General features: G+C 74.8%; 17 protein-coding genes. 13 read left to right on the plus strand and 4 right to left on the minus strand.

Going from position 1 to position 19941, the window contains the following annotated elements; genetic code table 11:
• Nucleotides 1-118: 118 nt before the first annotated feature.
• Nucleotides 119-736 (plus strand): TetR/AcrR family transcriptional regulator, encoded by a 618-nt coding sequence (locus RM572_RS09585; RefSeq protein ID WP_311672833.1) that lies wholly within the window; start codon nucleotides 119-121, stop codon nucleotides 734-736.
• Nucleotides 737-779: 43 nt separating this feature from the next.
• On the opposite strand, the gene RM572_RS09590 is transcribed toward RM572_RS09585, so the two are convergent.
• A complete protein-coding gene (locus RM572_RS09590) occupies nucleotides 780-1394 on the minus strand; it encodes a dihydrofolate reductase family protein (protein WP_311672834.1) in 615 nt (204 codons plus the stop codon).
• 147 nt (nucleotides 1395-1541) lie between these two features.
• Between RM572_RS09590 and RM572_RS09595 the strand changes: the two genes are divergently transcribed.
• Both RM572_RS09595 and RM572_RS09600 read left to right on the plus strand, forming a co-directional pair.
• Nucleotides 1542-1901 carry a nuclear transport factor 2 family protein gene (locus tag RM572_RS09595; RefSeq protein ID WP_311672835.1) on the plus strand — a complete coding sequence of 120 codons (360 nt, stop codon included), beginning with the start codon at nucleotides 1542-1544 and terminating at the stop codon, nucleotides 1899-1901.
• 118 nt (nucleotides 1902-2019) lie between these two features.
• Entirely contained in the window at nucleotides 2020-2760 is a 741-nt protein-coding gene (locus tag RM572_RS09600) for a DUF899 family protein (RefSeq protein WP_311672836.1), read from the plus strand.
• Nucleotides 2761-3055: 295 nt separating this feature from the next.
• Here RM572_RS09600 and RM572_RS09605 read toward each other — a convergent pair whose 3' ends face one another.
• On the minus strand, nucleotides 3056-3370 hold the full coding sequence (locus RM572_RS09605; protein ID WP_311672837.1) for an SCO4225 family membrane protein: 315 nt from the start codon (nucleotides 3368-3370) through the stop codon (nucleotides 3056-3058).
• A 170-nt stretch (nucleotides 3371-3540) separates the two neighbouring features.
• Nucleotides 3541-4047, minus strand: coding sequence for an Lrp/AsnC family transcriptional regulator (locus tag RM572_RS09610; RefSeq protein WP_078529511.1), 507 nt, complete (start codon nucleotides 4045-4047; stop codon nucleotides 3541-3543).
• A 189-nt stretch (nucleotides 4048-4236) separates the two neighbouring features.
• Here RM572_RS09610 and pdhA point away from each other — a divergent pair, with 189 nt between their 5' ends.
• From pdhA to RM572_RS09655, 9 genes are all read left to right on the plus strand, one after another.
• Nucleotides 4237-5376 (plus strand): pyruvate dehydrogenase (acetyl-transferring) E1 component subunit alpha, encoded by a 1140-nt coding sequence (pdhA, locus tag RM572_RS09615; protein ID WP_027765442.1) that lies wholly within the window; start codon nucleotides 4237-4239, stop codon nucleotides 5374-5376.
• Nucleotides 5377-5456: 80 nt separating this feature from the next.
• Nucleotides 5457-6446: an alpha-ketoacid dehydrogenase subunit beta gene (locus RM572_RS09620; RefSeq protein ID WP_311672879.1), complete on the plus strand. Its 990-nt coding sequence runs from the start codon at nucleotides 5457-5459 to the stop codon at nucleotides 6444-6446.
• Complete coding sequence (locus RM572_RS09625; protein WP_311672838.1) at nucleotides 6446-8059, plus strand: dihydrolipoamide acetyltransferase family protein; 1614 nt, start codon at nucleotides 6446-6448, stop codon at nucleotides 8057-8059. The genes RM572_RS09620 and RM572_RS09625 overlap by 1 nt, the downstream gene beginning before the upstream one ends.
• Nucleotides 8060-8182: 123 nt before the next feature.
• Nucleotides 8183-9001 carry a DUF6457 domain-containing protein gene (locus tag RM572_RS09630; RefSeq protein WP_311672880.1) on the plus strand — a complete coding sequence of 273 codons (819 nt, stop codon included), beginning with the start codon at nucleotides 8183-8185 and terminating at the stop codon, nucleotides 8999-9001.
• On the plus strand, nucleotides 8998-12117 hold the full coding sequence (locus tag RM572_RS29750; RefSeq protein WP_394813566.1) for a molybdopterin molybdotransferase MoeA: 3120 nt from the start codon (nucleotides 8998-9000) through the stop codon (nucleotides 12115-12117). Before RM572_RS09630 ends, RM572_RS29750 begins: the two co-directional genes overlap by 4 nt.
• A gap of 61 nt (nucleotides 12118-12178) precedes the next feature.
• Nucleotides 12179-13189 carry a potassium channel family protein gene (locus RM572_RS09640; RefSeq protein WP_311672839.1) on the plus strand — a complete coding sequence of 337 codons (1011 nt, stop codon included), beginning with the start codon at nucleotides 12179-12181 and terminating at the stop codon, nucleotides 13187-13189.
• A gap of 31 nt (nucleotides 13190-13220) precedes the next feature.
• Nucleotides 13221-14198, plus strand: coding sequence for an NAD(P)H-quinone oxidoreductase (locus tag RM572_RS09645; RefSeq protein ID WP_311672840.1), 978 nt, complete (start codon nucleotides 13221-13223; stop codon nucleotides 14196-14198).
• A 139-nt stretch (nucleotides 14199-14337) separates the two neighbouring features.
• Nucleotides 14338-15306: a hypothetical protein gene (locus RM572_RS09650; protein ID WP_311672841.1), complete on the plus strand. Its 969-nt coding sequence runs from the start codon at nucleotides 14338-14340 to the stop codon at nucleotides 15304-15306.
• Nucleotides 15307-15403: 97 nt separating this feature from the next.
• The gene (locus RM572_RS09655) at nucleotides 15404-15961 is read left to right on the plus strand and encodes a bacterial proteasome activator family protein (RefSeq protein WP_136183197.1); all 558 of its coding nucleotides are present in this window, start codon (nucleotides 15404-15406) and stop codon (nucleotides 15959-15961) included.
• A 138-nt stretch (nucleotides 15962-16099) separates the two neighbouring features.
• Here the strand turns inward: RM572_RS09655 and RM572_RS09660 are convergent, their stop codons facing one another.
• Nucleotides 16100-17794: a protein kinase domain-containing protein gene (locus RM572_RS09660; protein WP_311672842.1), complete on the minus strand. Its 1695-nt coding sequence runs from the start codon at nucleotides 17792-17794 to the stop codon at nucleotides 16100-16102.
• Between the two features lie 409 nt (nucleotides 17795-18203).
• Between RM572_RS09660 and RM572_RS09665 the strand changes: the two genes are divergently transcribed.
• Nucleotides 18204-19877, plus strand: coding sequence for a protein kinase domain-containing protein (locus RM572_RS09665; protein WP_311672843.1), 1674 nt, complete (start codon nucleotides 18204-18206; stop codon nucleotides 19875-19877).
• The last annotated feature ends 64 nt before the right edge of the window (nucleotides 19878-19941 follow it).

The raw sequence follows: 19941 nt of genomic DNA on the forward strand, positions 1-19941 counted from the left end.
ATGACAGGGGCGATGGATAGATACTGCTACCGAACGATCGGTCGGTGCAAGGGGGCCACGAACAGTGACGGAACACCTCCGGGGAGCGAACCCTTCCTCCCCCGATACGATCGGCGCCATGCCCGCCGCCACCCCCAGCACGCCCCCCGCAGCCCGGCGGGACACCTACACCCCGGAGTCCCTGCTGGCCGTCGCGGTGCGGGTCTTCAACGAGCGCGGCTACGACGGCACCTCCATGGAGCACCTCTCCAAGGCGGCCGGCATCTCCAAGTCCTCCATCTACCACCACGTGCGGGGCAAGGAGGAGCTCCTGCGGCGCGCGATAAGCCGGGCCCTGGACGGCCTCTTCGCGATCCTGGACGAGCCCGCGGCGAACCGCGGCCGCGCGATCGAGCGGGTCGAGCACGTCACCCGGCGCACCACCGAGGTGCTGATGGCCGAACTCCCCTACGTCACGCTGCTGCTGCGCGTGCGCGGCAACACCGGCACGGAACGCTGGGCGATCCAGCGCCGCCGCGACTTCGACCAGCGCGTCGCCGACCTGCTCAACGACGCCGCCGCGGAGGGCGACCTCCGCCCCGACGTGGACGCCCGGCTCGCCACCCGGCTGCTCTTCGGCATGATCAACTCGATCGTCGAGTGGTACCGCCCCGAGCGCGCCGGCACCGCCCACGCCACCAGCGACGAAGTCGCCGACGCCGTCGTCGCCACCGCCTTCGCGGGCCTGCGCACGTAGGCGCCTCCCCGCGGGCCGCCCGCCGCCCGGGAGGAGGGCCGCCTCAGTCGTCCCGCCGGGCATACGTCATGACCGCGACGCCGCTGTCGAAGACCTGGCCGGAGACCACGCGGTAACGCTGCGGGGCGTAGGCCGAGTCGAAGAGCGGCACGCCCGCACCGATCACGACGGGGTTGATCTTGACGACGAGCTCGTCGATCTCGTCCCGGAGCGAGGCGGCGAGCTTGCCGCCGCCGCAGAGCCAGATGTCCAGCCCGTCTTCCTTCTTCAGTGCGCGCACGAACTCCCGGGGGTCTCCCCGCACCACCTCCACCGCCGGGTCCGGGGCCGAAGCCATGGCGGTCGAGACGACGTACTGGCGCAGATGGCCGTACGGGCTGGTGGCGCCGTCACGCCGACCGCGCTCGTAGGTGCCGCGGCCCATCAGGACGGTGTCGAACCGCCGGTTCCCCGCCTCGGCCAGCCCGGGCACGAGGCTCCGGTAGGCCGTCGGCACCGTCTCCGGCATCTGTGCCAGCGCCCACGCACCGTGGTCCTCCCCCTCCTGGAACATCGTGTGCTCGGAGTCGGGAGACGCGATGAACCCGTCCACCGTCGCCGCGACGAAGTACGTGAGCTTCCGCATGGTGTGACCCTCCACAGCCTCGATCCGCAGCATCCGCCGAACCGTACTCCCGCCCCTCGCTCCGGCCGCCCTGCGGCGGTCGTCGGGACGGGTACGCGGTGTGGGCCGTCGGTGTGGGGGCGGCGCGGCGCGTGCCCGTGCCGCGGGTGAGGGACCCCGCCGCGCTGCTACCGTCCCGGGATGATCATCGCCGACACCGAAGGGGCCAGGCGGGACGCCGGACGCGTACTCGAGTTCTTCGGCACGGTGCTCTCGGGCGAGAAGGACACCGGCGCCGTACCCCGCTTCCTCGCCGAGGACTTCGTCGACGCCGACGGCGACCCCGGCAGGCAGGGGGTCGTCAGCAAGCTGGACGCGCTGTGGACGGCCCGGCCGCAGGCGTACTTCCGTCCCCTTCAGGTGATCGCCGCCGCCGGACACGTGGTGGTGCGCTCCCTGCTGGAGTGCCCCGGCGCTCCCTCGGTGCCCTTCTCCGACACCTACCGCCTCGCGGACGGCCGCATCACCGAGCACTGGCACGTCGTGGGCTCCGCCCGGTAAGCCGGTGCACGGTTCACGGAGAACGGCTCCCGGCTGCGGCCCCGGACACGACCGTGGCCGGTGTGGGGGAGCCCTCCTGCCGGGGTGGGAACACGGCAACGAACCCATGGAGGCGATCATGAACGACCAGCGACCCGGCCCGGCCCTCCCGCCCGTCGTGGACAGAAGGGCGTGGCAGGAGGCGCGGGACGCGCTGTTGGCACGGGAGAAGGCGCACACCCGCGAAGGGGACGCGATCGCGGCGGCGCGGAGGCGCCTGCCGATGGTGGAGGTCGACGCCACCATCGAGGCGATCGGTCCCGACGGCCCGGTCACACTCCTCGACGTCTTCGAAGGCCGCAGGCAGCTGATCGCGTACTTCCACGCCTGGTGGCCCGGCCGGCCCGCCGCCGAGCAGTGCGAGGGCTGCACGTTCTTCAACTGCCAGGTCCGCGAGCTGTCCTACATCCATTCCCGCGACGCCACGTACGCCGTGCTCTGCAAGGGCCCGTACGAGCCCAGCGTCCGCTACCGGGACTTCCTGGGCCTGGACATGCCGTGGTACTCGGTCGAGAGGACGGCGCCGCAGCTGCTGGAAGGTCGCGACTGGCAGCGTCACCACCTCGTCTGCTACGTCCGCGAGGGCGACCGGGTGTTCGAGACGTACTACACCGGCGGCCGCGGCGTCGAGATCATGGCCCCCACCCACGGGCTGCTGGACATGACCGTCTACGGACGCCAGGAGGCGTGGGAGGACTCTCCCGACGGCTGGCCCCAGCCCTGGTACTCCGCCGAGAACCCCGAGGAGTGGCGCTCGGACGGCCGCCCCATCGCCCACTGGTCCCGTATCGCAGCCGGCCGCTCCGACGACCTGACGTGAGGATCAGCCGGCCCGCCGACGCTGAAGCCGACACCGCACTCCCGCACAGGAGCGCGCCGGATGGCGCAGCACCAACGTTGCCCGTGCTGCCGGAGGTCGCTGTATCTCGGCACAGCGAGGATCGACGCTCTCGTTGCATGCGACGCGCCACTTCAGGTCCAGCCGGAGGCCGCCGATCCGACGCGCGGAGCTGGACGGCCGGCCCCGGCGCACGTCGTGGACGTGGCAGGCGGTGCAGGAGACGGAAGGGTGACCACCGCTCCGACTCCGACGCCGCCGGGGGCCACCCGGCGGGTCAGCCGCGGCGCCGGCCGGCGACGAGGCCGATGAGGGCGGCGTTGATCAGGGCACCCGCGACGACGACGGCGAAGAAGCCCGCCGTGGAGCCGTCCGGCAGGAGGGCGACGGCGAAACCCCAGGGGAGGGTGGCCAGCATGGGGACGACGCTGGCGAAAGAGGCGTCCTCCTGGTGGACCAGGGTGGTGTCCACGGCGACCCAGACCAGGAGGGCGAGCACGATCAGCAGGTAGACCTGCGAGATCCGGTTGCCGGCGACGAGGGAGAGGGCGCGCCGTCCGGGTGAGGGGCGGGAGGCGGCTGGTGCTGTCATGTACGCGCTCCTATCCGGGGTGAGCGGCCGGAAACCGCGGCGGGGCGGGTGGGCACGGCTTCGCCACGCGATGCACACGCCGTGCCGACGCCGGACACCGTGCCGGAAGCCGCCGTACGCCGGATGGCCGCATCACGGCGGTCGGGTGGCACGTCACGCCGGGTGGCCGCTCAGGGTTCGGGGTCGAGGTCGGTCTCCTCGAAGACCAGCAGCGTCCGGGTGCTCAGCACCTCGGGGATCGCCTGGATGCGGGTGAGGACCAGGTCGCGCAGCGAGCGGTTGTCCTTGGTGTGCACCAGCAGCAGGACGTCGAAGTCGCCGCCGACCAGGGCCATGTGCGCGGCGCCGGGCAGTTCCCGCAGCCGCTCCCTGACCGAGCGCCACGAGTCCTGGACGATCTTCAGGGTGATGTACGCGGACGTGCCGTGACCGGCGCGTTCCTGGTCGATGCGGGCGCTGAAGCCGCGGATCACGCCGTCCTCGAGCAGCCGGTTGATCCGCGCGTACGCGTTGGCCCGCGAGACGTGCACCTGGTCGGCGACGGAGCGCACGGACGCGCGCCCGTCGGCCCGCAGCAGGCGCAGGATGTCGCGGTCGACGGAGTCGAGGGGGCGTACCGGCGGTCGCTGCTCGTCCGCCTCGCCGGCGGGCCGCTCGGCCAATCGTTCGTCCGACATGGACGAATGCCTCCTCTCCGTGGACGCATCGATCGTATCGAACGCTTTACTGAGCAGTTTGTCCACAGGCTGGGCCCGCCTGTAGCCAAAGTGTGCGCGCGACCGAACAATCGGTAGGTGAGGCGCACCACGCCTCCGAGTCCTTCACCGGACCCGAGCCCGACAGCCGCCCACGAGGAGGTGCCGACCATGACGGTCCTGGAGCAGCCCGGTTCCTACCGACTCTCTCCGCCGCCCGCATGGCGTCCGCGGGTCGATCCCGCTCCCCTGCTGCCCGACGCCGAGCCCTACCGGCTGCTGGGCACCGACGCCGACCTCGAGAAGGCCCCGGGCCGGGACGTGCTCCTCCGCCTGCACCGCGAGCTGGTGCGCGGCCGCCGCTACAACGAACAGGCCACCGCCCTGACCCGCCAGGGCCGCCTCGCCGTCTACCCCTCCTCCACCGGACAGGAGGCGTGCGAGGTCGCCGCGGCCCTGGCGCTGAAGGAGCAGGACTGGCTGTTCCCCAGCTATCGCGACACGCTCGCCGCCGTCGCGCGGGGCCTGGACCCGGTCGAGGTGCTGACGCTGCTGCGCGGCGACTGGCACCACGGCTGGGACCCGAAGGCCGCCCGTGTGGCGCCCCTGTCCACCCCGCTGGCCACGCAGCTCCCGCACGCCGTCGGCCTGGCACACGCCGCCCGCATCAAGGGCGACGACGTGGTCGCGCTCGCCCTGGTCGGCGACGGCGGGACCAGCGAGGGCGACTTCCACGAGGCGCTGAACTTCGCCGCCGTGTGGAACGCGCCCGTCGTCTTCCTGGTGCAGAACAACGGCTTCGCGATCTCCGTGCCGCTCGCCAAGCAGACCGCCGCGCCGTCCCTCGCCCACAAGGCCGTCGGCTACGGCATGCCCGGCCGGCTCGTCGACGGCAACGACGCGGTCGCCGTGCACAGCGTGCTCGGCGAGGCCGTCGAGCGGGCCCGGCAGGGCGGCGGCCCGACGCTGGTCGAGGCCGTCACCTACCGCATGGAGGCGCACACCAACGCCGACGACGCCACCCGCTACCGCACGGACGGGGAGGTCGACGCCTGGCGCGACCACGACCCGGTCCGGCTGCTGGAGCGGGAGCTGCGCGAGCGCGGCGTGCTGGACGACGCCACCGCCGAGGACGTCGCGAAGGGAGCGGAGGAGATGGCCGCGGGCATCCGTGAGCGGATGAACGCCGACCCCGAGCTGCGCCCGATGGACCTGTTCGCCGAGGTGTATGCGGAGAAGACCGCGCAGCTGCGGGAGCAGGCGGCGCAGCTGCGCGCCGAGCTGGACGCCGAGGCCGAGGGGAACGCGTGATGGCAAGGACCGAGACGACGGCCGGCGGCCCGGCCGGCGCGGGCGGCGCCGCGAAGAAGCCCGTGGCCAAGCCCGCCACCATGGCGCAGGCGCTCAACCGCGCCATGCGCGACGCGATGGCCGAGGACCCCGACGTCCACGTGATGGGCGAGGACGTCGGCACGCTCGGCGGCGTCTTCCGCGTCACCGACGGCCTGACCAGGGAGTTCGGCGAGGAGCGCTGCACCGACACCCCGCTGGCCGAGGCCGGCATCCTCGGCACCGCCGTGGGCATGGCCATGTACGGGCTGCGCCCGGTCGTCGAGATGCAGTTCGACGCGTTCGCCTACCCCTCCTTCGAGCAGCTCGCCTCGCACGTCGCGAAGATGCGCAACCGCACGCGCGGCCGGCTGCCCATGCCGATCACCATCCGCGTCCCGTACGGCGGCGGCATCGGCGGCGTGGAGCACCACAGCGACTCCTCCGAGGCGTACTACATGGCCACGCCCGGGCTCCAGGTCGTCACGCCCGCGACGGTCGCCGACGCGTACGGCCTGCTGCGCGCCGCCATCGCCTCCGACGACCCGGTCGTCTTCATGGAGCCCAAGCGGCTCTACTGGGGCAAGGCCGAGTGGGACCCGGAGGCGCCCGAGCAGGTGCCCGGCATCGGCGAGGCCGTCGTCCGCCGCAGCGGCACCTCGGCGACGCTGATCACCTACGGCCCGTCGGTCCCGGTGTGCATGGAGGCTGCGGAGGCCGCACGCGAGGACGGCTGGGACCTGGAGGTCGTCGACCTGCGGTCGCTGGTGCCCTTCGACGAGAAGACGGTCGTGGAGTCCGTGCGACGCACCGGCCGCGCCGTGGTGGTGCACGAGTCGCAGGGGTTCGCCGGTCCCGGCGGGGAGATCGCCGCACGGGTGGGCGAACGCTGTTTCCACTACCTTGAGGCACCGGTGCTGCGGGTCGCGGGCTTCGACGTCCCGTACCCGCCGCCGATGCTGGAGAAGCACCATCTGCCGGGCGTGGACCGCGTGCTCGACGCGGTCGCCCGCCTGCAGTGGGAGAGCGACTGGGTGGAAGGCGGTCGGTGATGGCGGAGATCCGCGAGTTCGCACTGCCCGACCTCGGCGAAGGGCTGACCGAGGCGACGATCACGACCTGGATGGTCGAGGTCGGCGAGGTCGTCGCCGTCGACCAGCCGGTCGTCGAGGTGGAGACGGCCAAGGCGATGGTCGAGGTCCCCTGCCCCTACGGCGGCGTGGTCACCGCCCGCTACGGCGGTGAAGGCGACGAGATGCCGGTCGGCGCGCCGCTGGTCGCCGTCGCCGTCGGCGCCACCTCGTCCGAGGAGGCCGGTGCGGCCGCCGCCCCGGCCGGTGATGCCGCGCCGGACGACACCGACGAGGGTTCCGGCAACGTGCTGGTCGGCTACGGCACCCAGGCGCCCTCCGCGCGTCGCCGCCGCCGGGTGGGCGGCGGAGTCGGCCACGTGGCCGCACCCGCACCCGCCCCGGCTCCGGCCGCCACGGGCACGACCACGTCGGGTGCATCCCGTCGCGGTGTCGGCGGCGAGGCCACCGGCGGTTCCCGCCCGCAGGGCGTCGGCCCGCGCGGCGAGAGCGGCGCCACGGCCGCCGTCCGCGGCCACGAACGCGGCGTCGTCGCCGAACCCGACCGTCCCGGGAACGACCGTCCCGGACCCGACCGTCCCGGGAACGACCGTCCCGGACCCGACCGTCCCGGGAACGACAACGCCGGAGCACGCAACGGCGACGCCTCCGGACGTCCCGAGGGGGCCGTCGCCGTCATCTCGCCGCTGGTGCGCCGCATCGCGCGGGAGTCCGGCATCGACCTGCGGGACGTGACCGGCTCCGGCCCCGACGGCCTGATCATGCGCGGAGACGTCGAGCGGGCCGCCGAGCGCGGCGGCGCGGCCGGCGACAGCGCGGTCGCCGGCGAGGAGGCGTGGGAGGCGGCCCCGGCGGCGCCCGCCCGGACCCCGTCCCCGGCAGGGGCGGCGTCGCGGATCCCGCTGCGCGGCCTGCGCGGCACCGTCGCGGACAAGCTGTCCCGCAGCCGCCGCGAGATCCCCGACGCCACGACCTGGGTGGACGCCGACGCGACGGAGCTGCTGGCCGCGCGGCGGGCCATGAACGCCGCCGGTGGACCGAAGATCTCCCTGCTCGCCCTGCTGGCCCGGATCTCCACGGCCGCCCTGGCCCGTTTCCCGGAGCTCAACTCCACGGTCGACCTGGAAGCGCGCGAGATCGTGCGGCTGGACGCCGTGCACCTCGGATTCGCCGCCCAGACCGACCGCGGCCTGGTCGTCCCGGTGGTGCGCGACGCGCACACCCTGGACGCCGAGGGCATTGCCGCGGAGATCGCACGGCTCACCGAGTCGGCCCGCGCCGGCACGCTGTCCCCGGCCGAGCTGACCGGCGGCACGTTCACGCTGAACAACTACGGCGTGTTCGGCGTCGACGGCTCCACGCCGATCATCAACCACCCGGAGGCCGCGATGCTGGGCGTCGGCCGCATCGTCGACAAGCCGTGGGCCGTGAACGGCGAACTCGCCGTCCGCAAGGTCGTCCAGCTGTCCTTCACCTTCGACCACCGGGTGTGCGACGGCGGCACGGCCGGCGGCTTCCTGCGGTACGTCGCCGACTGCGTGGAACAACCGGCGGTGCTGCTCCGTACGCTCTGAGGCGTGAACGCACACGCCCCGGGCCCGCCCGGACGACCGTCGCCCGCCCCGCGCACCGCGCCCGGGGCGGGCGACGCCCGTTCCGCTGCCGCCGAGCAGCCGGGCGCCACCGCCTTCGATGCGCTGGTTGTCGCCGGCGGCGGCGCCCGGCGGCTCGGCGGCGCCGACAAACCCGCCCTCACGGTGGGCGCCCGCACCCTCCTCGACCGTGTCCTCGCAGCCTGCCCGGACGCCACCACGACCGTGGTCGTCGGCCCCCGCCGGTCCACCTACCGCCCGGTGACCTGGGCGCTGGAGAGCCCGCGCGGCGGCGGCCCGCTGGCGGCACTCGACGCCGGCCTGGCCCACGTCCGGGCCGAGACCGTGCTGGTCCTCTCCGCCGACCTGCCCTTCCTGCGGGCGTCGACCGTACGGGCGCTGCTGCGCGCCGCCACCGGGAGCGACGGCGAGGGCGCCGTCGCCCACGACGGCCGGGACCAGCCGCTGCTCGCCGCCTACGGTGCCGAGCCACTGCGCCGCGAACTCGCCCTGCTGCACGCCGAACACGGCACTCTCGCCCACCTCCCGCTGCGCCTGCTGCTCCCCGGACTGCGGCTGCACCGCATGCCCACCGAGGACGCGGTGGACTGCGACACCTGGGACGACCTCGCCGCCGCGCGGGCCCGCATCAGGGAGCATGGCTCCGTGCTGGACGAATGGATTGCCGCAGTCAAGGCCGAACTGGGTGTCGAGCTCGACGTCGACACCTCCGGGCTCCTGGACCTCGCGCGTGACGCCGCGCACGGAGTCGCGCGCCCCGCCGCCCCGCTGACGACGTTTCTGGTCGGCTACGCGGCCGCCGCCCGCGGGGATGGCTCTCCGGAGGCGGTGGCGGAAGCCGCACGCAAGGCCGCCGAGCTGGCGAAGCGATGGGAAGCGGAGTCGGAAACGGACGACCGATGAGCCGTCGCGGCGCCGGTAGCGGCGCCGACGACCTCGACCAGGCCCTCGCCCTCGCCAACGGCGGCCCCACGGACGCCGGCGGCGGCCCCTGCGCCGACTGTCCCGCCCGCGCGGCGGACGCGCGCAGCGCGCCGAAGCCCGGCGGCGCAGGGGACGGCGGAGAGGGCCCATCCCCCGCGACGGAGTCCGCGGCGGGCCGGCCGCCCGGCCCGGAAGGATCACAGCTGTGCCCCGACCGGGCGCCCTCTGCGAGCGCAGAGGCCGAGCAGTGCCCGCCCTCCACACAGGGGAGCCGCGCCGCGACGCCTGCGGACGCGGCGGGCGACGACGGCGCCGAGTCCCCCGACTCCTCCGGTACACCCGCCGAGGGCACCCGGTCGCACGCCGGGCCGCACGCCGGGCCGGGCACGCCGGAGGGGGAGGACGGCGCGGACGGACCGTGGCTGTCGGCGGGCTCGCCGTCCACCGACGGCCTGTCGGCCACGGGCGTCCACGGGCCCTCCGACGGCACCGGGAGAGCGCCGACCGGTCCCTCGCCGGTCACGGACGCGGCAGGCACCGAGGACGACGACCTCGCCGGACCGTGGCTGTCCGCCGCGTCGGCCTCGACCGTGGGCCTGCGGGGCGCCCCGCGACCTGCGGCCCCCACGGGGGAGGACGAATTGGCCCCTCCCTGGCTGCTGCGCCGCGCGGAGGAGTCGGACGAGGCGGAGAGCGGCGGCGCGGTCGGCCGCCTGACCGAGATGATGCGGACGCTGCGCCGCCCGGCGAGCCCGGCGGACGGCGACCGCTCCGCCGAGGCCGAGGCCGAGGCCGAGACCGCGCCCGCCGCCGACCGCGGGCGTGCCGACGCGTCCGACGACGGCCTGCTCCCGGAGTGGCTGACACGCGCCGCCCGGCGGGTCGGCCTCGACCGCGCCGGCACGGACGCCACGCCCCCGCGGGACGAGCCGCACGATCCGGACGACGCGCTCGCCGCCCCCTGGGTCCCCCCTGTCCCCACCCGTGGCCCACGCCTGTCGACGTCGCCCTCGGCCCCCGAAGACCGTGCGCCCGACACGGCCGCCCCCGGGCCCCCCGGTACGCGGCCGGCTCGCGCCGCCGACCCGGCCGGTGCGGCGGCCGGTGGCCACGTTCGCGACTCCGCGGGCGCACCGGCTCCCGTCCCTCGGCCCGGCGGCCCTCCACCGGCGTCGCCGGACGTGCCGTCGGAGGTGCCGTCCGCCGACGCCGACGCCGACGCCCGTGCGCAGGGCGCCGGACAGGTGGCCCCGGTCGCGGCGGTGACGGGCTCGCCCGCCCCGTCGGGAGCCGCTCCCGACGGGGCGCGTCCGGGGGAGCCGTCAGCCCGTGCGGCCGACCTTCAGACGGAGCCGGCCGCCTCCCCTCCGGGGGAAGCGCGGGCTCCGTCCGTGGTGGAGTCCCCTGCGGCAGCCGCAGCGAGTCCTCGTGAGCCCGCTGAGCCCGCTGAGCCCGCTGAGCCCGCTGAGGGCGCTGCGGCGCCGGACGCCCACGCCCGCGTCCCGTTCGGCCGTCCGCCGTCTCCGTCGGCGGCCCCCGCGCCCCCCACTGCGGCCGCCGTTGTGGGCGGTCCCGGCGGAGCGTCCTCGACAGGGCGCATGGGAGCCCCGGCGGACCGACGTCCAGGGGCCACGCCGGACGCGCAGCCCACGCCGCCGGCGTCGCCCGCCTCCCCCACCGGAGCCCTGGCCCGGGAGTCCGCCCCCGGCGGCGCCTCCCGCGACGGCGGAGCGACCGCGGGCCCGAAGACCCCGTCCGGGCCGGGCTGTGCGAGAGTCGGGGGCGTCGGAGCCGTGGAGACCGGGGAGGAGGCCCGCGTGGTCGACTCGTCGGCGCCCTTCGCCGGAGGCGGTGAGCCCGCACGCCCGTCGGCGCCCCAGCCGCCGCCCGCGCACGCGGACGTCCCCTGGGCGGAGGCGCAGCGCATCGCCGCCCGGGCGGTCGAGCCCGCCGCGACCGTGACCGTGCCGCTGGACCGGGCCGTGCGGCAGGTGCTCGCGGCTCCCGTCGAAGCGCTCGCCGACCTGCCGTCGTTCGACACGTCCGCCATGGACGGCTGGGCGGTCGCCGGGCCGGGTCCGTGGACGCCCGCCGGCCTGCCGGAGGGGCCGGGTGTGCTGGCCGGGGGTGCCGAACCCGAGCCGCTGGCCGACGGCCGCGCGGTACGGATCGCGACCGGCGCACGTATCCCGCCCGGCGCGACGGCCGTGGTGCGCGACGAGCGAGCCGAACTGCGCGCCGAGCGGCTCCACCTGACGCCCGGGGCGCCTTCCGGCAGCACGGACCCGGGGACGGACATCCGGCCGCGCGGCCAGGAGTGCCGCACGGGCGCACGGCTGCTGCCCGCCGGTACGCCGGTGACGCCTCCGGTGCTGGGCCTGGCCGCCGCCGCGGGCTACGACCGGCTCACCGTCACCCCGCGCCCGCGCGCCGAGGTGCTGGTCCTCGGCGACGAACTGCTCCACGAGGGGCTGCCGTCGGGGGGCCGCATCCGCGACGCGCTGGGCCCGATGGTCGGACCCTGGCTGTCCGCGCTGGGCGCCGAGGTGCTGGCGACGCGGCGTCTGGGCGACGATCCCGAGGCGCTGCACGAAGCGGTCACCACGACCGGCGCCGATCTCGTCGTGACGACCGGTGGCACCGCACACGGCCCGCTCGACCATGTCCGGCCCGCCCTGCACCGCATCGGTGCCCGGCTGCTGGTGGACGGGGTGGAGGTGCGTCCGGGGCACCCGATGCTGCTGGCCGCCCTCGCCGGGGCGCAGCGCGGACGCCATCTGGTGGGCCTGCCCGGCAACCCCCTCGCCGCGGTGTCCGGCCTGCTCACCCTGGCCGGGCCGCTGCTGCGGGCCCGCGCGGGGCTCCCGGAACCGGAGCCGGTGCGGGCGACGCTGACCGCTGACGTGCAGGGCCACCCGCGGGACACCCGCCTGGTGCCGGTCATCCGGACGGCGGACGGTTCCGGCGCGACGCCGCTGCGCTGGACGGGGCCGGCGATGCTGCGCGGCCTCGCGGGGGCGTCCGCGCTCGCCGCGGTCGCCCCCGGCGGCGCGAGCGCCGGGATGTCCGTCCGTCTGCTGGAACTGCCGTGGTGAGGGGGCTGCCGTGGTGAGGACGACCGTCGCGAGGGCGCCGCGGGATCCCGCGGAGCGCCCCGTGCTGCTGCCGCGTTCGACGATAGGGCCGTTGCGGCAGGTCGGCCGCCGTCTGCTGGCCGCGCTGAGCGTGCTCTGGGCGACGGTGCTGATCGTCTACCTGGACCGGGACGGCTACACCGACAACCACGACGGCACGGTCACCTTCCTCGACGCCGTCTACTACACCACCGTCACCCTCTCCACGACCGGGTACGGTGACATCGCGCCGGTCAGCGACGGCGCCCGGATCGTCAATGTCCTGCTCATCACCCCGCTCCGCGTCCTGTTCCTGATCATCCTGGTGGGTACCACGCTGGAGGTGCTCACCGAGCGCACCCGCGAGCAGTGGCGCCAGACGCGCTGGAGGACCGCCTTGCGCGACCACACCGTCGTCGTCGGTTTCGGCACCAAGGGCCGGTCGGCCGCCGAGACGCTGCTGTCGACCGGGATGGGGCGGGAGCGGATCGTGCTGATCGACCCGAACCACCACGTGGTCAAGGCGGCCACGGACGACGGCTTCGCCGGGGTCGTCGGCGACGCGACCCGCAGCGACGTGCTCGCCCGCGCCGAGGTGCGACGTGCCAAACAGATCGTCGTCGCCACGCAGCGCGACGACACCGCCGTGCTGGTGACACTGACCGCGCGTCAGCTCAACCCGAGGCTGCGCATCGTCGCCGCCGTGCGCGAGGAGGAGAACGCGCCGCTGCTGCGCCAGTCCGGTGCGGACGCCGTCATCACCAGCGCGAGCGCCGCCGGCCGGCTCCTGGGCCTGTCCATGCTGAGCCCCAACGCGAGCTCGGTCATGGAGGACCTGATCCAGCAGGGCAGCGGGCTCAGCCTCAACGAACGGCCCGTCACCAAGGCCGAGGCGGGCCGGTCTCCGCGCGAGTGCACCGACCTGGTCGTCTCCGTCGTGCGGGGCCACCGGCTGCTCGGTTACGACGACCCGGAGGCCGCGACGCTGCAGCTCACCGACCGCGTCGTCGTCATCCACCGTTCCCTCCCCTCCTCCGAGACCACGCTTCCGTAGCGCTCGGCCCGCGGGGGAGTAGCGTCGGGCCATGCATGCGATCACGATTCCCGAACCGGGCGGGCCCGAGGCGCTGGTGTGGGCCGAGGTGCCCGACCCGGAGCCGGGTGAGGGCGAAGTGCTGGTGGACGTGGCGGCGGCGGGCGTCAACCGCGCCGACCTGCTGCAGCGTCAGGGCCGTTACGACCCGCCGCCCGGTACGTCCCCCTACCCGGGTCTGGAGTGTGCGGGCCGGGTCGCCGCCGTCGGCTCGGGAGTGTCCGGATGGGCGGTCGGCGACGAGGTGTGCGCGCTGCTGGCGGGCGGCGGCTATGCGGAGAAGGTGGCCGTGCCGAGCGGCCAGCTGCTGCCCGTCCCGAAGGGCGTCGACCTCGTCACCGCGGCCGGTCTGCCGGAGGTGACGTGCACCGTCTGGTCGAACGTCTTCATGGTCGCGCACCTGCGGCCCGGCGAGACCCTGCTCGTGCACGGCGGGTCGAGCGGCATCGGCACCATGGCGATCCAGCTCGCCAAGGCGGTCGGCGCACGCGTCGCGGTGACGGCGGGCAGCAGTCAGAAGCTGGCGCGCTGCGCCGAACTGGGCGCGGACATCCTCATCGACTACCGCGAACAGGACTTCGTCGAGGAACTGAGGACGGCGACCGACGGCCGCGGCGCGGACGTGATCCTGGACATCATCGGAGCCGGGTACCTGCGCGACAACGTCAGGGCGCTGGCCGTGAACGGGCGGCTGGCCGTCATCGGCCTCCAGGGCGGGACGAAGGGCGAGCTGAACCTCGCCGCGTTGCTGGCCAAACGGGCCGCCGTGACGGCGACCTCGCTGCGCGGTCGTCCGGCGTCGGAGAAGGCGGCGATCGTGGCTGCCGTGCGGGAGCACGTGTGGCCGCTGCTGGACGACGGGCGGGTACGCCCCGTGCTGGACCGCACCCTGCCCGTGCGGGACGCCCCGCAGGCGCACCGCGTGCTCGAGGAGAGCGGTCACGTGGGCAAGGTGATCCTCACGGTGTGACGGGTGCGCACCTGCTGCCGAGGGCGCTCGGACGATCGCGTGAGCGCAGAACCGATACCGCTCATTCGAGATGCCCGTTTCCTCCCTTTATGTGACGCTGGTTACTCGGCAGAACGGTACGGCGTGGGAGGGAGGCGGCATGAGGTCTCCCCGAGACGGGCGCGCGGGGGCGGTCCACACCCGGCGCAGGTGTTCCGGGGTACCCCTGCTGAGTTGCGCCGTCGTCCTGCTGCTCCCAGCCCCGGCGCTCGCCGCCTCCGCAGCGCCCACGGCGAGCGCTCCCGGCGCGCGTACGGCCCCCCGAGCCGTCGCGCCGTACGGGACGCCCCCCTCCGACGGCCGGTGGGGGGAGCGCCTCTCGCAGCGGCTCGCCGACGTGCTGGGCGAGCACCCGCGCAGCCCGCACGCCCCGTACCCCCGGCACCACCCACGGGACCCCGGCGACCCGCATCACCCCCGCCACGCGCACGACGGCCGTGAGGGAACGCCGCCGCTCCCGCCGCTCTTCGGCCCTCACGAACACGCGTGGACGGGCTCCCCCGCCACGCGGGCACGGAGCGGCGGGCAGCCCGTGGCGGGGACCGACGCGAGCGGGCCGTGGCAGCACCGCAGCCCCGGGGAGGCTGCCGGCGGGCACGCTCACCCGCACCCCGGTCCTGCTTCGCCCACGCGCGAGCCGGGCGCGACCCTGCAGGACGCCGAGCCGGGCGGTACGGGACCGGCCGGCGCACGGCGTGCCGACGGTCCCGCGCCGGCTGACACCGGGCGGGCCGGTGCTTCCCCCGGTGGCCTCCGTGCCCGTGCGGGCACCGGCACGGAGGCCACCGGGCAGGCCGTGGAGGACCCCGCCGCCCCCGCACAGGGCGGCATGTGGAGCCCCGCACCCGTCGCGCCCCAGGACACGGTCGCGGGCGCAGCCGACCCCGGGCGCCCGCAGGCGGGACCGCCGCGGCAGTCCCCGGCCGGTGACGGCGCCGCGGAGGCGGCCGCTCCCGCCGCGGCAGCCGCCCCCGCGGGTCCGATCCTGCCCGTCCTGCCGCTGGGCGCCGGGCTCACCTGCCTCGGCCTCGGCCTGGCGTTCCTGGCGCTCCGCCTGCGCCGTGGCTGACCGGCGGACCGCCGCCGCGACGGCCTCGCGTCCCCGGCGGTCCCCGCTCCCGGCGGCCCCTCGCCGCCGGGAGGCATGAGCCGTGCAGAATGGGGATATGACACAGCCGAGCAATGAACGGTCGCAGGAGAGCCCGCACGTCCTGGTCGTCGGTCCGGACGGGATGGCTCTCGGCACCGCGGCCCCCAGGGGCGGCGACAACGAAGCCGACGAGCAGGCTGAGGTCCCGTTGACGGAGATGGTGGAGCAGCCCGCGAAGGTGATGCGGATCGGCAGCATGATCAAACAGCTGCTGGAGGAAGTGAAGTCCGCGCCGCTCGACGAGGCGAGCCGCGTGCGGCTGCGGGAGATCCACGCCAGCTCCGTGAAGGAGCTGGAGGACGGCCTCGCGCCGGAGTTGATCGAGGAGCTGGAGCGGCTGTCGCTGCCGTTCGGCGAGGACGCGGTGCCGACGGAGGCGGAACTGCGCATCGCGCAGGCCCAGCTCGTCGGCTGGCTGGAGGGGCTGTTCCACGGCATCCAGACGGCGTTGTTCGCCCAGCAGATGGCGGCCCGGGCACAGCTGGAGCAGATGCGGCGCGCGCTGCCGCCGGGTGCGCTCCCCGAGGACGGCGAGGAGCACGGTCCCGCGCGCTCCGGAGGCCCCTACCTCTGACACCTCTGGTACCTCTGAACCCCGGCCCGCCGCACGCCCTTCGGACGGCGCAGCCGGGCACGGGCGGGGTGTGGACCAGTCCGCGCGGCCTCGGCGCGGCCCGGGCCGGTCCTGCCCGGGGCAGTCCCCGGATCGGGATCAGTCCGAGCCGGGAGGCATGCCCGTGGAGACGGTGAGGTCGATCTCGTCCTCGTCCGGGTCGAACGCGGAGTACGAGTCGGGGTTCTGCTCCAGGACCATGTTCTTGCCCCAGACGTTCTCGTCCTCCTTGGTGACGTCCCCCAGCTTCCAGCCGGCCTGCTTGATGCACTCCTTCACCGAGGTGAGGTTCTTGAAGGCGAACTCCGGCATCGTCTTCTTGCCGTCTTCGATGTAGCTGTCCCGCGCGTCGGTGCACTCGCTCGCCTCGATGGTGCGCGAGGTGTCCTCCGGCTTGAAGTCGCCGCCGCCTCCGCTGGATCCGGCCTCGGTCGTCTCGTCGTCCGACGGGCGGGTGGAGGGCTGGTCGACGGAGTAGGACGGGGCCGGCGGGGCGGACGGACGGGCGACCGGGTCGTCCTCGCCGCTGTTCGCCGCGATGAGCGCGATGACCGTCACCACGGCGACCACCGCGGCGATGACCGTGCCGACGACCACGCCGTTGCTGGTGCCGCCGCTCTTCGCGGGCGGGCCCGCCGGGCGCGGCGACATGGTGTACGGCGGCGGGGTCTGCGCGCCCGGGCGGCCGTACGGGGCGGGGCCGTTGAAGCCCGCCGGCCGCGGGGCGCCCATGGGGGCGGTGGGCGGCGGCGTGGACTGCGGGTAGCCGTACTGCGGCTGGAACGGCCCGGGCGCGGCGTTCGGCGGCGGGGGCGTGCTCTGCTCGTTGCCCACCGGCGGGAACACCGCCTTGCCGACCTCGGCGCCGCTCGGCGCCTGGTTGCCGCCGACGATGACCGGGGCCGCGCCGCTCGCCGAACTGCGCACCCGCTCGACCTCGGCGCGCATCGCCTCGGAGGTGGGGAAGCGCTCGTTGGGGTTCTTCCGCAGGGTGCGGGCCACCAGGGCGTCGATCGCGGGCGTCACCGAACGGTTGATGCTGGACGGGGCGACCGCCTCCTCCTGCACGTGCGCGTACGCGATCGCGAGGGGGGAGTCGGCGTCGAACGGCAGCCGGCCGGTGAGCAGTTCGAAGAGCATGATGCCGACCGAGTACAGGTCGGAGCGGGCGTCCACACCGCGGCCCAGGGCCTGCTCCGGGGACAGGTACTGCGGGGTGCCGACGACCATGCCGGTCTGCGTCATCGACGTGACGCCGGACTGCATCGCCCGGGCGATGCCGAAGTCCATCACCTTGACGACGCCGCGCTTGGTCAGCATCACGTTGCCGGGCTTGATGTCGCGGTGCACCAGGCCGAGTTCGTGGCTGACATCGAGCGCGTTCAGCACGTCGGCGGTGATCTTCAGCGCCTTGTCGGCGGGCATCGCGCCGGACTCTGCGACGTCCTCGTCCAGGACCTGCCGCAGCGGCTTGCCCTCGACGTACTCCATGACGATGTAGGGGACGGGCGCGCCGTCGAGGGTGTCCTCGCCGGAGTCGAAGACGGACACGATGTTGGTGTGCGTCAGCTTCGCGACCGACTGGGCCTCGCGGCGGAACCGTTCCCGGAACGACTGCTCACGCCCGAGGTCCGAGTGCAGCGTCTTCACCGCGACCTGGCGGTCCAGCACCGAGTCGTAGGCGAGATACACGGAGGCCATGCCGCCCGCGCCGAGCAGGCTCTGCAGCTGGAAGCGCCCGCCTGCGACCGTGCGGCCGATGTACCGCGCCGCCTGCGCGTCGTCGTCGCTCATCTGACTGCTCCCCCTTGGTGGCGCTCATGGTGGCGCTGTGCCGGCACGTGGACGACCGGGTGACCGGACGACCCCCCGGGGGGCGTCCTTCCGGCATCTTCGGGCCTGATACCCGGCCAGTCTGCCCGAGGGCACGGACACGTCAAGTTCGTCGCCCCTTCCGTGACCGATGTGTACCGGGCTCGGCACCGCACCGGGACATACGCATGGCAAGCATCCCACCGTCGAGATCCGGCCATCCTGGCGGGGTCGTCCACGGCCCGGACTCCGACTTGCCAGCCGGACACCGCAGCCGCTTGGATGGCTTTTGAGCCCTGTCACAGCCCCCGTGCCGGAGGCTGTAGCCTCCGGCACGGGGGCTGGGCGTTACACGACCGCGTCACCGCGGAACGATCGACGGCGAGGACAGATGGCAGATTCGCAAGCCGCTGGCGGCCCTTCGGAGCCGGAGGCGACGGGCGGTTCCGTGCCCGAATCGCCGGACGGATGGGGAAACAACGGCCTGGTGGGCGACGGTCGTTACCGCCTCACCCACCGCCTCGGACGCGGTGGCATGGCCGAGGTGTACGCCGCCGAGGACGTCCGGCTCGGCCGCACGGTCGCGGTGAAGCTGCTGCGTTCCGATCTCGCCGAGGACCCCGTCTCCAAGGCCCGTTTCACGCGCGAGGCGCAGTCCGTCGCCGGACTCAACCACCACGCGGTCGTCGCCGTCTACGACTCCGGCGAGGAGATCGTCAACGGCAGCGTGGTGCCGTACATCGTGATGGAGCTGGTCGAGGGCCGCACCATCCGCGACCTGCTGCACGGCCCGGAGGCGCCGCCCGCCGACCAGGCGCTGATCATCGTCTCCGGCGTCCTGGAGGCCCTGGCCTACAGCCACCAGCACGGCATCGTGCACCGGGACATCAAGCCGGCCAACGTCATCATCACCCACACCGGCGCGGTGAAGGTGATGGACTTCGGCATCGCCCGGGCCCTGCACGGCGCCTCCAACACCATGACGCAGACCGGCATGGTCATGGGCACGCCGCAGTACCTCTCCCCCGAGCAGGCGCTCGGCAAGACCGTCGACACCCGCTCCGACCTGTACGCCACCGGCTGCCTGCTGTACGAGCTGCTCACCCTGCGCCCGCCGTTCACCGGCGAGACGCCGCTGTCCGTGGTGTACCAGCACGTGCAGGACGAGCCGGTGCTGCCGTCCCGCGTCTCGGACGCCGTGCCGCCGGAGCTGGACGGCCTCGTCATGCGGTCTCTGGCGAAGGACCCCGACGACCGCTTCCAGACCGCCGAGGAGATGCGCGGCCTGGTCCAGTACGGCCTGCGCATGCTCCAGGAGCAGGGCGGCCACACCGGCGGGCTGTGGAACACCGGCGCCGTCGTCGCCGGCGGCACCACACCGCCGATGGGTACGCCCGGCGTCGGCACCATGGGCGACGCCGGCACGGGCGGCTTCCGCGGCGCCGGCGACACGCAGACCCGGATGGGTCCGCCGCTGCTGATGGGCCCGCCGGACCGGGACGACGGGGGCTTCGAGGGCGGCCGCCGGGACGACGGCCGCGGTGGCGGCGGGGCGAAGTACGCGCTGATCGCGTTCCTCGCGGTGCTGGCGATCGCCGCGGGCATCTTCTTCGCCCTCAACGCGGGCGACGGCGGCGGGGAGAACGACATCGACCCCGTGCCGTCCTCCTCCACGCCGCGGGACGACGAGACGAGCCGCGAGCCGACGGACGACGAGACCGACACCGACGTCCCCGGTACGACAGGTGACACCGGCGACGACGACACCTTCTCCCCGACGGAGGACCCGTCGCCCACCGAGGAGCCGTCCTCGGAGCCCCCCACCGAGCCGACCGAGCCGACGTCGGAGCCGCCGACGTCCACCGGCACGACGGAGGGCAGCCCCGGCGGGGGCGGCGAGGACCCCACGGACGGCGGCACGACCGACGGCGGCACGACCGAGGGCGAGACCTCCGGCGGCGAGGACGGCGGAACGTCACTGGGCAACGAGGCCGGGGGCGGTGACGGAAGCGCCGGCGCGTCGACCGGCGCCGACTCGGCCGGCGGCCTGGGCGCCGCGCGCTGACCCGGTCCGGCGCGCTGAGCCCGTCCGGCGCCTGAGCCCGTCCGGCGCCTGAGCCCGGATCGGG

This window comes from Streptomyces hazeniae (assembly GCF_031845485.1).
Taxonomy (GTDB): domain Bacteria; phylum Actinomycetota; class Actinomycetes; order Streptomycetales; family Streptomycetaceae; genus Streptomyces; species Streptomyces hazeniae.

Coding starts and splice junctions, on each gene's coding strand:
- RM572_RS09585 (WP_311672833.1), top strand. CDS start 119: ATGCCCGCCGCCACCCCCAGCACGCCCCCCGCAGCCCGGCGGGACACC.
- RM572_RS09590 (WP_311672834.1), bottom strand. CDS start 1,394: ATGCTGCGGATCGAGGCTGTGGAGGGTCACACCATGCGGAAGCTCACG.
- RM572_RS09595 (WP_311672835.1), top strand. CDS start 1,542: ATGATCATCGCCGACACCGAAGGGGCCAGGCGGGACGCCGGACGCGTA.
- RM572_RS09600 (WP_311672836.1), top strand. CDS start 2,020: ATGAACGACCAGCGACCCGGCCCGGCCCTCCCGCCCGTCGTGGACAGA.
- RM572_RS09605 (WP_311672837.1), bottom strand. CDS start 3,370: ATGACAGCACCAGCCGCCTCCCGCCCCTCACCCGGACGGCGCGCCCTC.
- RM572_RS09610 (WP_078529511.1), bottom strand. CDS start 4,047: ATGTCGGACGAACGATTGGCCGAGCGGCCCGCCGGCGAGGCGGACGAG.
- pdhA (WP_027765442.1), top strand. CDS start 4,237: ATGACGGTCCTGGAGCAGCCCGGTTCCTACCGACTCTCTCCGCCGCCC.
- RM572_RS09620 (WP_311672879.1), top strand. CDS start 5,457: ATGGCGCAGGCGCTCAACCGCGCCATGCGCGACGCGATGGCCGAGGAC.
- RM572_RS09625 (WP_311672838.1), top strand. CDS start 6,446: ATGGCGGAGATCCGCGAGTTCGCACTGCCCGACCTCGGCGAAGGGCTG.
- RM572_RS29750 (WP_394813566.1), top strand. CDS start 8,998: ATGAGCCGTCGCGGCGCCGGTAGCGGCGCCGACGACCTCGACCAGGCC.
- RM572_RS09645 (WP_311672840.1), top strand. CDS start 13,221: ATGCATGCGATCACGATTCCCGAACCGGGCGGGCCCGAGGCGCTGGTG.
- RM572_RS09650 (WP_311672841.1), top strand. CDS start 14,338: ATGAGGTCTCCCCGAGACGGGCGCGCGGGGGCGGTCCACACCCGGCGC.
- RM572_RS09655 (WP_136183197.1), top strand. CDS start 15,404: ATGACACAGCCGAGCAATGAACGGTCGCAGGAGAGCCCGCACGTCCTG.
- RM572_RS09660 (WP_311672842.1), bottom strand. CDS start 17,794: ATGAGCGACGACGACGCGCAGGCGGCGCGGTACATCGGCCGCACGGTC.
- RM572_RS09665 (WP_311672843.1), top strand. CDS start 18,204: ATGGCAGATTCGCAAGCCGCTGGCGGCCCTTCGGAGCCGGAGGCGACG.